Source organism: Geosporobacter subterraneus DSM 17957, from assembly GCF_900142145.1.
GTDB classification, from domain to species: domain Bacteria; phylum Bacillota; class Clostridia; order Peptostreptococcales; family Thermotaleaceae; genus Geosporobacter; species Geosporobacter subterraneus.
Genome location: NZ_FQZV01000011.1, coordinates 50,024 through 65,082, shown reverse-complemented (window position 1 = coordinate 65,082; position 15,059 = coordinate 50,024). Strand labels below are relative to the sequence as shown.

12 protein-coding genes and 1 pseudogene are annotated in these 15,059 nt (G+C 43.4%); 12 read left to right on the top strand and 1 reads right to left on the bottom strand.

The features are described 5' to 3' along the window. The first annotated feature begins 51 nt into the window (after nucleotides 1-51). The 12 genes and pseudogenes from BUB56_RS05010 to BUB56_RS20335 all read left to right on the top strand — a co-directional run bounded on the left by BUB56_RS05010 (nucleotide 52) and on the right by BUB56_RS20335 (nucleotide 13,367). Nucleotides 52-900: a 3-hydroxybutyryl-CoA dehydrogenase gene (locus BUB56_RS05010; RefSeq protein ID WP_110940274.1), complete on the top strand. Its 849-nt coding sequence runs from the start codon at nucleotides 52-54 to the stop codon at nucleotides 898-900. Nucleotides 901-1,051: 151 nt separating this feature from the next. Further along, on the top strand, nucleotides 1,052-2,014 hold the full coding sequence (locus BUB56_RS05005; protein ID WP_110940273.1) for an LCP family protein: 963 nt from the start codon (nucleotides 1,052-1,054) through the stop codon (nucleotides 2,012-2,014). A 294-nt stretch (nucleotides 2,015-2,308) separates the two neighbouring features. Further along, nucleotides 2,309-3,445 carry a hypothetical protein gene (locus BUB56_RS05000; protein ID WP_110940272.1) on the top strand — a complete coding sequence of 379 codons (1,137 nt, stop codon included), beginning with the start codon at nucleotides 2,309-2,311 and terminating at the stop codon, nucleotides 3,443-3,445. 205 nt (nucleotides 3,446-3,650) lie between these two features. After that, nucleotides 3,651-3,920 (top strand): annotated as a pseudogene (locus tag BUB56_RS20345) (transposase); the annotation flags it as partial. Between the two features lie 49 nt (nucleotides 3,921-3,969). Then, nucleotides 3,970-4,179: a DDE-type integrase/transposase/recombinase gene (locus BUB56_RS20340; RefSeq protein ID WP_190014215.1), complete on the top strand. Its 210-nt coding sequence runs from the start codon at nucleotides 3,970-3,972 to the stop codon at nucleotides 4,177-4,179. Between the two features lie 354 nt (nucleotides 4,180-4,533). Continuing rightward, entirely contained in the window at nucleotides 4,534-4,755 is a 222-nt protein-coding gene (locus BUB56_RS04985) for a helix-turn-helix domain-containing protein (RefSeq protein WP_110940270.1), read from the top strand. 30 nt (nucleotides 4,756-4,785) lie between these two features. Then, complete coding sequence (locus BUB56_RS04980; RefSeq protein ID WP_330392556.1) at nucleotides 4,786-6,063, top strand: SNF2-related protein; 1,278 nt, start codon at nucleotides 4,786-4,788, stop codon at nucleotides 6,061-6,063. Nucleotides 6,064-6,246: 183 nt separating this feature from the next. Continuing rightward, complete coding sequence (locus tag BUB56_RS20185) at nucleotides 6,247-6,627, top strand: DUF4391 domain-containing protein (protein WP_408606936.1); 381 nt, start codon at nucleotides 6,247-6,249, stop codon at nucleotides 6,625-6,627. A gap of 29 nt (nucleotides 6,628-6,656) precedes the next feature. Next, nucleotides 6,657-8,543, top strand: coding sequence for a site-specific DNA-methyltransferase (locus BUB56_RS04975; RefSeq protein WP_110940298.1), 1,887 nt, complete (start codon nucleotides 6,657-6,659; stop codon nucleotides 8,541-8,543). 1 nt (nucleotide 8,544) lies between these two features. Further along, the gene (locus tag BUB56_RS04970) at nucleotides 8,545-9,564 is read left to right on the top strand and encodes a virulence RhuM family protein (RefSeq protein ID WP_110940269.1); all 1,020 of its coding nucleotides are present in this window, start codon (nucleotides 8,545-8,547) and stop codon (nucleotides 9,562-9,564) included. Further along, nucleotides 9,561-12,608, top strand: a complete 3,048-nt coding sequence (locus tag BUB56_RS04965; RefSeq protein ID WP_110940268.1) for a type III restriction-modification system endonuclease — start codon at nucleotides 9,561-9,563, stop codon at nucleotides 12,606-12,608. The genes BUB56_RS04970 and BUB56_RS04965 overlap by 4 nt, the downstream gene beginning before the upstream one ends. 315 nt (nucleotides 12,609-12,923) lie before the next feature. Then, the gene (locus BUB56_RS20335; RefSeq protein WP_110940267.1) at nucleotides 12,924-13,367 is read left to right on the top strand and encodes a cyclic GMP-AMP synthase DncV-like nucleotidyltransferase; all 444 of its coding nucleotides are present in this window, start codon (nucleotides 12,924-12,926) and stop codon (nucleotides 13,365-13,367) included. A 220-nt stretch (nucleotides 13,368-13,587) separates the two neighbouring features. Here the strand turns inward: BUB56_RS20335 and murC are convergent, their stop codons facing one another. Continuing rightward, entirely contained in the window at nucleotides 13,588-14,976 is a 1,389-nt protein-coding gene (murC, locus tag BUB56_RS04955) for a UDP-N-acetylmuramate--L-alanine ligase (protein WP_110940266.1), read from the bottom strand. Between the last annotated feature and the right edge of the window lie 83 nt (nucleotides 14,977-15,059).

Below are 15,059 nucleotides of genomic sequence, written 5' to 3'. Positions count from 1 at the left end.
CTGGAAAATATGGACACAGATTCACTTAAAATCTTTAAGGAGGAATTACATATGAATAAGATTTGTGTTATTGGTGCAGGTACTATGGGTGCCGGAATCGCTCAGGTTTTGATCCAAAAGGGTTATAGGGTTATTTTAAGGGATTTAAGCCAGGAGTTTATTGATAAAGGAATCAAGGGGATCACGAAAAATTTTGATAAAAGCATCCAAAAAGGAAAAATGACAGAAGCGGAAAAAGAAATCTCATTAGGACTGCTTAAAGGATCAACTGCACTGGAAGATGTAGCAGATTGTGATTTGGTGATTGAGGCAGCTACTGAGAATATGGAGATCAAGAAAAAAATATTTGCTGAAATCGACAGCATCTGTAAGCCGGAGGCTATTTTGGCTACCAACACCTCCTCCCTATCTATCACGGAGGTGGCGGCAGCGACCAACAGACCCCATAAGGTGATCGGTATGCATTTCTTTAATCCTGTTCCGGTTATGAAACTGGTAGAAGTAATTAAGGGAGTGGCTACGGATGAGGGGACAAGAACCGCCATTATTGATTTAACAAAGGCTGTGGATAAAACTCCTGTAGAAGTTGAGGAGGCTCCCGGTTTTGTAGTAAATCGCATTTTGATCCCTATGATCAATGAGGCAGTTGGAATATTAGCAGATGGGGTAGCAACCGCTGAAGATATCGATGAAGCCATGAAGCTGGGTGCAAATCATCCCATAGGACCTTTAGCCCTTGCAGATCTTATTGGCAATGATGTATGCCTTGCGATTATGGAGGTATTGTATACTGAGTTTGGAGATTCAAAATATAGGCCCCATCCGTTGCTGAGAAAAATGGTTCGTGGGAAGCTGCTTGGCAGAAAGACCGGTAAAGGATTCTTTAATTACAACGTTTAAACCCATTTTAGGAGCCTATAGGGCTCCTTTCTAAATTCATAGAATGAAAAAATCAGAAAATTCCTATAAAATTGTAATATAATTTTAATCCATTTCATAAATTGAGTATGATACAATAAAAGAGATACTGAAATCGTGAAAGGGGAAAAACATGAAACCTTTTTTAAAGGCTTTTCTAATTGCTTTTGTCTGTTTTATCGTTGCTCTCGGTGCAGGCTTTGCTGTTTTCTCCAAAATCTATCAGGCTCCAGATGACCTGGTGGTAAGTAAAGATGATCAGGATGATATTGTAGATAGTGAGTCGGAGCAGCCTGGGGAAGTGAAGGAGAAAACTGAATTAGAAAAGTTAGTCGATAGCAGTAACCGCATTAATATTGCGCTTTTAGGAATGGAAGGACCCCGAACCGATACCATTGTTTTCGCCAGCTTTGATCCCGACAGGAAAAGGGTAGATATGATTTCTATACCAAGAGATACCTATTATGTCCGCCCGGGACGAGACAATGCGGCTAAGAAGAAGATCAACTCTGTTTACGGCGATGAGGGCGTTCAAGGTACGATGAAGGCTATAAGCGACATACTGGCTGGGGTTCCGGTTCATCATCATATCAAGGTTACATACACCGGCGTGGAGAGAATCATCGATTCCCTAGGCGGCGTAAAGGTAAATGTACCGATGGACATGGAATATGATGATCCTTATGCAGTGCCTGAACTGCATATTCGAATTAAAAAAGGAGTGCAAGTCCTAGATGGGAAACAGGCAATGAGTTTTTTGCGCTTTAGACAGAATAATAATGGCACGGGCTATCCAGACGGGGATTTAGGACGCATCCGTGCACAGCAGCAATTTATGCAGGCTGCCTGGGGTAAAGCCCTGGGTTTTAGACTCCCTGTTGTTGCAAATACTGTATTTAAATATATTGATACAAGTATGGATTTAGGGGAGATACTGGTTTATGTAAAGAATGCCGTGGGAATCACAAAGGAAGATTTAAAAACCTATTCTCTGCCGGGAAAAAGTACGGAAAAAGGCATTTCCTACTTCTTGCATAATCCTGATCAGGTCCAACAGCTGATGCTGGAGATCTATAGCACAGAGGAAAGCTTGTAGTCTGTATGATCAGACGAAGATGTCTATAGCTTAAGCATATTACAAGGGACGAATGCGCAGCTTCGTCCTTTTTAGCGCCTCCTGTCAGCAGAATAGGAGACTGCAAACAAGATTAAAGCCTGTGAAAGGTTTTTTTGAAGATTTGTCGAATAGTATGTTTGTGCCCTTAGGAAGGCAGATACAGGTATAAAATTCCATAAAAAGACAGTATAATAAATAAACCATGTAGATACCAGTACATATCTAAGAGAGGTTCATTTTGTGCCCCATCTTAAGAACCGGGAGTGAAAAAGCATGAAGAATAAGAGAAATAATATAGGTTTGATATTAATTTGCTTTATCATGTTTTCTTTGATTAGTGCATCTATTAGTTTTTATATTGTAAGGGGAAAGCAAAATCAAAAAGAGCGTCTGGAGGAGAAATTAACGGCAGGTATTGTGAAGGAGGAAAAGAAACTTCAGCAGGAAATTGATATAAGCCACCTGTTTAAAGATATAGAAGAGGTCTGGCTGGAAAGTATTCCTGGAGCTTCTGAAGCCATTGAAGTGGATGGTGAGGACTTGGTGCAGATAATGGACTTCTTCAAAACTGCTGAGATGGAGAAAACGACAGAATTTAATGAGGACGATTTCACTTATATTATCCATATGAAGAGCAAAAGTATCAGAATATATGTGGCAGAACATCAAATAAAAGTTGAACAAATACAGGGTGCCAGTCAGTACTTTGAAATAGAAGATCAGAGGATGGAGACACTTCATATTCTATTAGAGCAAATTTATATGAGGAGGTACAATGCCAGTGTAACCTTCAAAGAAGCAGATAGTGCTTATGTTGAAGCAAGGGATGAAAATAGAAAATGGATCGTAGATAAGAACGAGATTCCAAACCTGCTGAAGGTTATCGAACTATTGGCACCGCTTCCAAGAGATAAATTTATCGAGGTTCCTGTTCAATATCCAGACTATTATATTTCTATAACCAGTAGAGAAAGAACCTATGGAATTACACTGATTAATGAGGAAATATTAGCAGTGGATTCACCGGACAGCTTTTCTTATTATCAATATAGCCCGGAGCTTTGGGAATATGTTTCCAAGAAGATGTCTGCAAAACCTACAGAAGATCCAAAGAAAATAGCTTCTTTGTTAAGATCCACAAAGGTAATTGTAAAGGACGCACAAAATGAATATGATTTTGAGGATCAAACCTATTACCCTATAGAAATTCCAAGATGGATTCTAAAGTGCAGCTTAAAGAAAGTGGAAAAATTGCCTGAGGAAGAAAGCTGGGCTTTCATGATGACTTTTACTGTAGGCCGGGAGAAACGGGATTTAAAGGTTTATCAAGACCATATTATTTACCAGGATCAGGTCTATTACAGCAGTAAAATTGCTGAGTCTGTAAGAAGCATATTTGATGCACAATAAAAAGCTTGAGGGTTTGGGCGCATTTCCATAGGGACATATTATGAACCATGGATATTGGGTGAGGCAGACAGCAAATTAGGCTGTCTGCCTTTGCCGCTGTTCGGCTATTGGACTATACTCGGTTTGCTGGACACGCAGACAGGTTGTTATAATAGAACCTAAAGAAAGGGCGTGTTAAGCAAATGACTGAAAAAACAAATTTAGCGCTGATTACAAGAAAGAAATCGTTAAGCTTATTACAGACATTGGTAAGAAACCTGTTAAAGTAGCAGAAGATATTGACGTCAGTGCTACAACTATCCGGCGTTGGGTACAACAATACAACCCTCACGGCGACCAGGCCTTTCCCGGCAAAGGAAATCTCAAGAGTGATGATGCTGAACGAAAGGCTTTAGAAAGAAAGATCAAGGATCTTGAGGAGGAAAATGCCATCCTAAAAAAGGCTATGGCTATCTTCAGCAGAGGCGCGAAGTAAAATATCAGTTTATTGAGGAAAACAGCTCCGAATTTCGCGTCAAGAAGATGTGCCTGGTCCTCAAAGTAAACAGCTAACCATTAATGCTATTGAACAGGCGATTATAAAGGAAAAGCCCGCTAAAGGACTTATTTTTCATTCCCACAGGGGATCCCAATATGCTGCCTATGCCTATCAGGATAAGCTTGTTGCCCATGGTATACGGCAAAGCATGAGCGCCAAAGGTGATTGTTATGACGATGCATTCGGAATATTATGACTATTACCCCGGCAAAGCAAAAGTGAAAATACAAAGAATCCCCTTTTTATGAAATAATGAGTATTTCTAAGAAAAGAGGATAAAAGTACCGTTCTGCGTGTCCAGTTTAGTTAAATCACTCCAAAATATCCAGTTATCAATTTACAAACTTGCATTTCGCTTTACAAAGTAGCGTCTCGTCTTTCAATTCACCCTCTCGTCTTTCAATTCACCAGATAGCTACATATATTTCTTTAAAACTGCTTAAATGTAGAATAAATATAAACAGAATCTTTACAAATGCGCAAAATATATTGTAAAATACATGCAAATTTTGGTATGATTAAGTTAAAACTTAGGAAATGGGTGGCGAATATGCGCGTAAGTTATAAAAAATTATGGAAGCTCCTTATTGATAGAGATATGAAAAAGAAGGATCTGCAATTGGCATCGGGATTAAGTTCAACCACCATTGCCAAGCTCTCAAATCATGAGAATGTCAGCATGGAAGTCTTGATTAAAGTATGCGCCACTCTCGGCGTTGATTTCGGAGACATTATGGAATTAGTTCCAGACCTGCAGGACAACACAAAATAAATAAACATATAGCCAATAAAGGAGCTTGCTATGGAAATTTTCGATAATATAACAAATACTGTGAAGAATGATTTAGCGGTTACAATCGAAAAGGGCAGCCGCCTTTCGATTGCTGCCGCTTGTTTTTCCATATACGCATACCAGGTTTTGAAAAAACAATTTGACAATATTGACGAGCTTCGTTTCATATTCACATCGCCTGCCTTTGTCACTGAAAAAGCACCTAAAGAAAAACGCGAATTTTATATCCCCCGCTTAAGCCGCGAGCGCAGCCTTTACGGAACGGAATTTGAAGTGAAGCTGCGCAACGAATTGACGCAGAAAGCAATCGCCCGTGAATGTGTCGATTGGATCAGAAAAAAGGTTAAGTTCAAGTCAAATACTACGTCGGAGAACATGGGCGGTTTCCTCAACATAGATACCGGCAATGAACAGATTACATATATGCCGCTCAGCGGCTTCACCACCGTGGACATTGGATGCGAACGTGGGAATAACAGCTACAACATGGTTACCAAGTTCCCTGCACCGCACAGTCAGGAATTCATCCGGCTGTTTGAAAGTGTCTGGAATGACAGGACGAAATTACAGGACGTAACTGAAGAGGTCATCGAGAGCATCACCGCCGCTTACAACGAAAACTCGGCGGAGTTTCTTTATTTCGTGGCTCTTTACAACATATTCAATGAATTCCTCGAAGACATCTCCGAGGATGTGCTTCCCAATGAAGCAACCGGGTTTAAAGAAAGTAAAATCTGGAGTATGTTATATGATTTCCAAAAAGATGCGGCGCTTGCAATCATAAATAAGCTTGAAAAATATAATGGGTGTATTTTGGCCGATAGTGTTGGACTTGGCAAGACGTTTACCGCCCTTGCTGTGATCAAATACTATGAGAAAAAGAACAAATCTGTGCTTGTGCTATGCCCGAAGAAACTGGCAGACAATTGGAATACTTTCAGGAGTCACTATAGAAATAATCCGCTCATTTCCGACCGGCTTGGATACACTGTTCTTTACCACACCGACCTTTCACGCGAACACGGCATGTCAAACGGCAATGACCTGGAAAAAATATATTGGGAGAATTACGGGCTTATAGTCATCGACGAATCCCACAATTTCCGCAATGGCGGCGAAGTTTACGGAGATGATGCACGTGAAAACCGTTATCTCCGACTCTTGAACAAGGTTATTCGCCCGGGTGTGGAATCAAAGGGGCTTATGCTGTCAGCAACACCGGTAAACAACCGTTTTGTCGACTTGCGCAATCAGCTTGCACTTGCTTATGAGGGAAAACCAGCCTGATAAATGAAAAATTGAACACATCGAAACCAATTGATGAGATTTTCCGCAACGCACAAAGGGCATTTAATATCTGGAGCGATTTAGGACCGGAAAAAAGAACAACAGCTGCGCTTTTAAAGATGCTGGACTTTCATCGCCACTGATTGCATTTCCGAAGGCCAGAATCTTCAGGATTGCGACTATTTGGTTAATTACGATATCCACTGGAACCCTGTCCGCATCATCCAGCGGTTCAGACGTATTGACCGTATCGGCAGCCGGAATGCGCCGATACAGCTGGTGAACTTCTGGCTGGATTTGACGCTTGACGATTACATAAACCTGAAAAGCCGTGTAGAAACCCGAATGAAGATATCCGTCATGACCTCCACCGGAGGCGATTTGAAAGATGCGGTCGCCCGCGATGAACGGCGGCAGAAGCTGCAAAAGGAAATCGCCGTGCTGGAGAACAAGGTGCGCCGCGAAAAGCAGTTCAATATACAGGTTGCGCTCAACGGAGAGTTGAAGCGGCTGAGGAAGGAATTGGAGGGATTGAGTTCCTCACAAGGATACGAAGTTGAATGAAAATATTAAAGGGAGAGGAGTTTAACAAAATGGACAAAATGCGTTTTGAATCGGCGAACCTGACCGCCGCGAATATAGAAAAAATAGCGGAGCTTTTCCCCGGTGTCGTTACTGAAGGAAAAGTAAATTTCGACCTGCTGCGCTCCCTGCTGGGAGACGAGGTGTACGGTGATGAAGCCTACGAGTTTACCTGGGTAGGTAAAAGAGCCGCCATTGCCGAGGCGGGACGCCCTATCCGAAAAACCTTGCGCCCATGCCCGGAGGAAAGCAAAAACTGGGATACCACCGAAAACCTTTACATAGAGGGTGATAATCTTGACGTGCTGAAACTGTTGCAGGAGAGCTATCTCGGCAAAGTGAAGATGATTTATATAGATCCGCCTTATAACACAGGCAATGATTTTATTTACCGCGATAATTTCACGCGGAACAGAGACGAGTATGCCGGGGAAGCGGGCGTATATGACGAGGACGGTGACCGCCTATTTCGTAATACGGAAAGCAATGGGCGGTTTCATTCTGATTGGTGCAGCATGATGTACCCGAGGCTTGTTTTAGCGAGAAATCTACTACGGGATGATGGGGTAATATTTATCAGCATTGATGATGGTGAACAAGGACAGTTAAAGAAAATATGTGATGAGGTTTTTGGCGAATCCAATTTTGCCGCCTGTATTCCTTGGCAATCGCGCTTATCAATGCAGAATGACACTGATTTAAGTATCAATCACGAATACTTAATTGTCTACGCAAAAAAACGTAGATTTGAAAACAGGCGCTTAAAAGAAAGCAATGTGAACACTTGGTATAACAAGGATTCGTTTGTTTTCAGACCATTACCACTAGATAAAGATAAATTCGATAATCCGGACAATGACCCGCGCGGTCTTTGGAAGGCTGATCCTTTTGATGCACCAAATGTCCGTCCAAACCTTACATACCCTATAACTAACCCCAACACGGGAGAGCAGCACCTCCCGCCAAGCGGGAGGCACTGGAGAATTTCTCCAGAGAAATTCTCCAGTGCCTTAGCTAATGGGCGGATTATTTTCGGCAAAAACGGCACAGGTCGTCCGCAAATGAAATCCTTCTATGAAGAAAAAAAGGACTTTGGCTCAATTGATAATAGTTGGTTTTCTGGAGATAAGGTAGGAACTGCAACAGCTGCAACAAAAGAACTGCAGTTTTTGTTTGAAAATTCTCCTTTTGATACTCCAAAACCAACTACGCTATTAAAGAAACTTATCACTTTAGGGTTTGTCGAAAGTGGTGACATCATCCTCGACTTTTTCTCCGGCTCGGCAACCACTGCCCATGCAGTCATGCAGCTTAACGCTGAGGACGGCGGCAAGCGCAAGTTCATCATGGTGCAGCTGCCTGAACCTTGCCCCGAAGGCAGCGAGGCTGCCAAGGCTGGCTATAAAAACATCTGCGAAATCGGCAAGGAGCGTATCCGCCGTGCCGGAGAGAAAATAAAAGAAGCGGCAGGGCTGACAGCTCAAAACCTCGACATCGGCTTCCGCGTGCTCAAATTGGACGATACGAATATGAAAGATGTGTACTATGCGGCAAGCGAATACACCCAGGACTTGCTTTCAATGATGGAAGACAACATCAAGGACGACCGCACCGATATGGACCTGCTCTATGCCTGCCTTTTGGATTGGGGATTGCCCCTCTCCATGCCTCACACGCAGGAGAAAATAGGCGGCTTCACCGTTCATACCTACAATGACGGCGACCTCATCGCCTGCTTTGACAAGCACATCAGCGATGAGGTGGTCAAGGAAATTGCCAGGCGTCAGCCGCTGCGCGCCGTTTTCCGCGACAGCAGTTTTGCCTGCTCGCCCGAAAAAATCAATGTGGAGGAGATTTTTAAATTATTGGCTCCGAACACAAGCGTGAGGGTGATCTGATATGAAGCGGGAAGATAAAATCATTTTGTATACGACGGACAGCGGCAATGTGACCGTTTCGGTGCGCTTTGAAGGCGAAAATTTTTGGATGACGCAAAAAGCCATTGCGGAGCTATTTGACGTACAAGTGCCGGCGATAGCAAAACACTTGAAGAACATCTACGACGAGGAAGAATTGACCCGCGAAGCAACTGTTTCCAAAAAGGAAATAGTTCAAATCGAAGGCGGCCGCGAGGTTTCCCGGCTTGTAGATTTCTATAGTCTCGATGCGATTATCGCCGTAGGTTACCGCGTCAACTCAAAAAAAGCGACGCGCTTTCGCCAATGGGCAACCAAAACGCTGCACGAATATATTCAAAAAGGCTTTGTTCTGAATGACGAATTGCTGAAAAACGGCAAGCCTTTTGGGAAGGATTACTTTGACGAGCTGCTGGAGCGCATCCGCGAGATACGCGCTAGCGAAAGGAGAGCCTACCAGAAGATTGCCGATGTCTTCGAGCAGTGCAGCTATGACTATGACAAAAACAGCAGCCTGACAAGAGAGTTTTATTCCTTTGTGCAGAACAAGCTCCATTATGCCATAACCGGAAAGACCGCTGCCGAGCTGATTGCCGAGCGGGTCAGCCTCGAACATCCGACAATGGGGCTGACCACATGGAAAGCGGCTCCGGACGGCAAAATTCTCAAACGGGATGTGGTTATTGCAAAGAACTACCTCAACGAAAAGGAGCTTTCAAGACTGAACCGTATTGTAACCATGTTTATCGACTATGCCGAGTTAATGGCAGAGGATGAAGTGCCGATGAGCATGGCGGACTGGCTGCGTGAGACGGATAACTTTCTTAAGAACAACCGCCGGAAAGTCCTTGAAGGCAAAGGTACGATTTCCCATGAGGATGCTGTAAAAAAAGCGGAAGATATCTACGAGCAGTTCCGCGTTCGACAGGACAGGGACTATATTTCGCAATTTGATAGAGAGATGGCAAAATACTTAAAGGGCGAAGGAGGCAAGGACACATGAAGCTGAAATTCAAGCATCAGAAATTCCAGGCAGATGCAGCCAAGGCGGTATGTGATGTGTTTGCCGGACAGCCGTACCTCACGCCCAGCTATATGATGGACAGGGGTTATGTAAAAAACGAGCAAATAGCGTTTGATGAAGCGGAACGTTTTACCGGTTTTGGCAACTCCAGGCTTGTGCCGGAATTGAACGACGGGGTTATCCTCGAAAACATCAACAGAATCCAGCGCAGCAACCAGATTGAGCCTTCCAAGCAATTGGAGGGCCGATATAACCTGACCGTGGAAATGGAAACCGGCGTTGGCAAGACCTATACCTATATTAAAACCATGTACGAGCTGAACAAGCGATACGGCTGGAGCAAGTTCATTGTCGTTGTTCCAAGCGTTGCCATACGCGAGGGCGTATATAAATCTTTTCAGATTACAGAGGAACATTTTGCGGAGGAATACGGAAAGAAAATCCGGTATTTTATATACAATTCCGCACAGCTGACGGAGATAGACCGCTTTGCTTCAGACAGTGCCATCAATGTGATGATTATCAATTCACAGGCATTTAACGCCCGCGGCAAGGATGCCCGCCGCATTTACATGAAGCTAGACGAGTTCAGAAGCCGCAAGCCCATTGATATTCTTGCAAAAACCAATCCTATACTGATTATCGACGAACCTCAGTCGGTGGAAGGCGCTGCCACAAAGGAACGCCTCAAAGAATTCAATCCGCTGTTTACGCTGCGCTATTCTGCAACACACAAGAAGGACAGCGTTTATAATATGATTTACCGCCTGGACGCAATGGAAGCCTACAACAAAAAGCTGGTCAAAAAGATTGCCGTTAAGGGTATTTCTGTTACGGGCAGCACGGCAACCGAAGGATATATATATCTGGAAAGCATCAACCTCTCCAAGGGCAACCCTACTGCAACCATAGAGTTTGATGTAAAAGGTTCAAGCGGTGTCCGAAAGACCCGGCGTACCGTAGGTGAGGGGTACAACCTGTTTCCCAATTCCGGTGAGCTTGAAGAATACAAAAACGGATACACCGTGCTGCGGATTGACGGAAGAGACAGCTCCATCGAGTTCACAAACGGCATCAAGCTCTTTGCCGGTGATGTTATCGGGGCGGTCAGCGAGGAGCAGCTCAGGCGCATCCAAATCCGCGAGACCATCCTCTCTCACATCGAACGGGAACGGCAGTTGTTCTATAAAGGCATCAAGGTATTGTCGCTTTTCTTCATTGATGAAGTTGCAAAGTACAAGCAGTACGATGCTGCAGGTCTTGCCTTTAATGGCCTGTATGCCGATATGTTCGAGGAAGAATACAAACAAGTGATCAGTAACCTTCAGCTTGAAATCGATGATGGTGATGCGTATTTTAAATATCTTGACGGAATAACCGCAGAGGAAACCCATGCAGGATATTTTTCCATGGACAAAAAGAGCCAGCGGATGATTGACAGCAAGCTGGGCGACAGGCGGGAGCGCACCTCCGACGATGCAGACGCTTATGATCTGATTATGAAAAATAAAGAGCGATTGCTGGATCGACGGGAGCCGGTGAGGTTTATTTTCTCTCACTCTGCTCTCCGCGAGGGATGGGACAATCCGAATGTGTTTCAGATATGCACCCTCAAGCAGAGCGGCAGCGATGTCCGCAAGCGTCAGGAAGTCGGGCGGGGCTTACGTCTCTCTGTAAATCAAAACGGAGAACGTATGGATACGAACCTGCTGGGCGAGGATGTCCATAACGTGAATGTTCTTACCGTTATCGCCAACGAAAGCTATGACAGCTTCGCCAAAGGCCTTCAAACCGAGCTTGCCGAGGCTGTAGCTGACAGGCCACGAATGGTAACGGCAGATCTCTTTAAGAGCAAAGTAATAAAAGATGCCAGCGGCGCTGAACAGGTTGTTGATATCGACCTTGCCCAGAGTATTTACGAGGGACTTATCACCAGCGGATATGTAAAGAAAGGTGTCCTTACAGATAAATATTATGAGGATAAGAAAAACGGCAGTCTTGAAATCGCCCAAGAAGCCGCCGATTGCAAAGAGTCCGTAATAGCGATTCTCGATTCTATTTACGACAGCCGGTCCATGCAGCCTGAGAACGCACGGAAAAACAATGTTGAGTTGAAGCTTGACAAATCCAAGCTGGGCTTGCCGGAATTCCAGAAGTTATGGGCTAATATAAACGCCAAGTCTGTATATGTGGTGGAATTCGACCAGGATGAATTGATTCAGAAAGCAATATCGGCACTGAACCGGGAACTGCGTGTATCTAAAATATTTTTCAAGGTAGAAACCGGGTCGATGACCGATATTCAATCCCGGGAACAACTGCAACAGGGGTCAGCCTTTGTGAAGGAGAAAAACGAGGTTTACAAAGCTGAAATATCCGCAAGCAGTGCGGTAAAATATGACCTCGTCGGTAAAGTGGTCACCGAAACAGGGCTTACCAGAAAAGCTGTTGTAAGCATCCTGCATGGAATAGAAAAGGCTGTCTTTGGCCAGTTTGCGAATAATCCGGAGGAATTCATTATTAAGGCAGCACAGATCATTAACGAGCAAAAAGCAACGACCATCATTCAGCACATCACTTATAATAAGCTGGATGCGGTTTATGAGACTACCATTTTTACCGAGCCATCATTAAAGGGACAGCTTGGCGTGAACGCAATGGCCGCGAAGAAGCATCTATATGACCATATCCTATATGATTCCTCAAATGAGAGAACCTTTGCGGAGAACGTTGATATCTGCAATGAAGTGGCGGTTTATGTAAAGCTGCCGAAGGGCTTTTATATTAGCACACCTGTAGGAAAATATAACCCCGACTGGGCGATAGCTTTTCAAGAGGGCAAAGTGAAGCATATCTACTTTGTTGCCGAGACAAAAGGCTCTATGTCCACAATGCAGATGCGTATGGTCGAGGAAGCAAAAATCCACTGCGCTCGCGAGCATTTTAAGGCTATCAGTACGGATTCTGTTGTATATGACGTGGTTGACAGTTATGCGGCACTATTGGATAAGGTGTTGAGTTGATTTACTGCATGATACTATAGATTTTGGTGAGGGAGGTGTTTCGATGTTAAGGCTTATAATCACTACAGGACGCACAAAATGACCTCCGCACCAAACGGAATACAAATATTCGAAGGCTTAAAAGTGGTTTCAAAGAGTATAATGATGAGCATGGGACTTCCTATAGCATTGCCGAGACTTTGATCCAGGGCAGTATGGCTATGTATGCTGTAATTCAAAATGATTCTAATGATTACGATATTGATGTAGCTATTGTTTTTGACTCAGCCAATATTAACAATTTGGGTCCATTATCCGTCAGAAACATAGTCGCAGATGCCATCAATCGCAAAAAAGGGAAATCTCGGGACAGAACCTGAAGCAAAAACAAACTGTGTCAGAATAAAATATAGTAATGGTTATCATGTAGATTTTGCTGTTTACAGAAGAACACTAAATAGCGACGGTACATACAGTTATGAACATGGCGGGAGTGCGTGGCAAAGCCGAGACCCCAAAGCCATATCAAATTGGTTCAGTGACCAAATAAGATCAAAGAGAGCTAAACTGTGCAAAGGTGCGTTTGATGTAAATGCCGTAAATTTTTCAAATACTGAAGAGTTTATTGAAGACGAAGTTAATGTCAATGAAATTTATGAAGTTAAAATTGACTGTGAGGCTTCTGGGAATGGTTTTAGAACAGGCCCTATCAGTGTCTATATCGATAAAGTTCTAAAAAGTTTTTGCCCCATAATTCTGTGTAGCCATCGGCCATATTGATGTACCAATTGGACATTCATAACGAGCAAGAGAGAAGCATTATCCCTTGCTGAGATAATGCTTCTTCTGCTTTTTCCGTATCGGTTTGGGGTATGGTTCAACGACAATGGGGTTTGCAAAGGGGAATCCCCTTTGCTGGTTTAAGGAAAGTGCTCAGGCTGACTTGCAGCCGTCGAAGGGAACCATGAGGTTCCCTAGCGAAAACAATAATTGACGAGAGTCAATTTTGCTTTTCTAAAAGCATTTCACCAACCCGGTAAATATCTCCGGCACCCATAGTAATAATCAGATCCCCTGACTGGGCATGTTTTAAAAGATAGTTTCTGATTTCTTCAAAACTGCCGATATAGGTGACATTTTGCTGATGCTTCTCAATGGCTTTAACCAGGTCTCTGGAATGGACTGCGCCGGTATCCTTCTCTCTTGCAGCATAGATATCTGAAATGATCACATGATCTGCATCCTTAAAAGCCTTCGCGAACTCTTCCAGCAATGTAATGGTGCGGGTATAAGTATGGGGCTGAAAAACACACCAAATTTTACGGTGAGGATACTGGGTGGACGCTTGCAATGTAGCTTTGATCTCTGTAGGATGATGAGCATAGTCATCGACAATGGTAAGTCCATTCATCTCTCCAAGCTTTTCAAAACGTCTATGGGTTCCTTGGAAGCGGTTTAGTTTTTCTTGCATTGTTTTTAGCGGAACCCCCAGTAAATGACAGCAGGCGATGGCAGCCAAGGCATTGCTGATATTATGATGGCCTGGAACAGAAAGCTGAAATTTCCCTAACAATTCTTCTTTATGATATGCTTCAAAACCAGGAAAACCTTGGGAATTGAATTGTATGTTTTTTGCCTGATAGTCGGCCTCTTCCTTCATACCGTAGGTAATGATAGGGCAGTGAACTTTTTTTATCAAAGCTTCTGTATGCAAATCATCCTTGCAGGCGATGAGAAAACCATCTTGGGGAATGCGCTGGGCAAATCTTGTGAAAGCTTCAAAGATATGATCCATATTTTTAAAGTAATCCAAATGGTCTGCATCAATATTGAGTATGATACCGATTTTGGGAAAGAATTTCAGAAAACTTTCTACGTATTCACAGGCTTCCGTCACAAGATATTGATCTTTGCCAATTTTAATATTGCCGTTGATTTCATCCAGTTCCCCACCTACAAGAATCGTAGGGTCAAAACCTGCATGCTCTAAAATAAGGGAAATCATGGAGGTTGTGGTGGTTTTTCCGTGAGTTCCTGCTACTGCAATACTGGTATCGAATTTTTTCATTAATAACCCTAGCATTTCTGCACGATCAATTACGGGAATCCCCGTCTGTCGAGCCTTTGCCAGCTCCGGATTATCTTCTTTTACCGCAGCAGTATAGACTACCAGATCACAGGCTTTAATATTTTCAGGATGATGTCCAATGATCACCTCGGCGCCCTTTTCCTGTAATCGGTCTGTAATCTTAGAGGATTTTAAATCTGAACCAGATACTTTATAGCCAAAGGATAGAAGCATTTCTGCAATCCCACTCATACTGATGCCGCCGATCCCTATAAAGTGGATATGCTGCATGTGGTGAGCGTTTAGATCAAAATTAACCATTCTGTTTCCTCCATTTTCAATATATCTAAAAAACTTGCCATAAAAATCATTTCTAGTATTGACACAAAAACTTATTAATATAT

Coding starts and splice junctions, on each gene's coding strand:
- BUB56_RS05010 (WP_110940274.1), top strand. CDS start 52: ATGAATAAGATTTGTGTTATTGGTGCAGGTACTATGGGTGCCGGAATC.
- BUB56_RS05005 (WP_110940273.1), top strand. CDS start 1,052: ATGAAACCTTTTTTAAAGGCTTTTCTAATTGCTTTTGTCTGTTTTATC.
- BUB56_RS05000 (WP_110940272.1), top strand. CDS start 2,309: ATGAAGAATAAGAGAAATAATATAGGTTTGATATTAATTTGCTTTATC.
- BUB56_RS04985 (WP_110940270.1), top strand. CDS start 4,534: ATGCGCGTAAGTTATAAAAAATTATGGAAGCTCCTTATTGATAGAGAT.
- BUB56_RS04980 (WP_330392556.1), top strand. CDS start 4,786: ATGGAAATTTTCGATAATATAACAAATACTGTGAAGAATGATTTAGCG.
- BUB56_RS04975 (WP_110940298.1), top strand. CDS start 6,657: ATGGACAAAATGCGTTTTGAATCGGCGAACCTGACCGCCGCGAATATA.
- BUB56_RS04970 (WP_110940269.1), top strand. CDS start 8,545: ATGAAGCGGGAAGATAAAATCATTTTGTATACGACGGACAGCGGCAAT.
- BUB56_RS04965 (WP_110940268.1), top strand. CDS start 9,561: ATGAAGCTGAAATTCAAGCATCAGAAATTCCAGGCAGATGCAGCCAAG.
- BUB56_RS20335 (WP_110940267.1), top strand. CDS start 12,924: ATGCCATCAATCGCAAAAAAGGGAAATCTCGGGACAGAACCTGAAGCA.
- murC (WP_110940266.1), bottom strand. CDS start 14,976: ATGGTTAATTTTGATCTAAACGCTCACCACATGCAGCATATCCACTTT.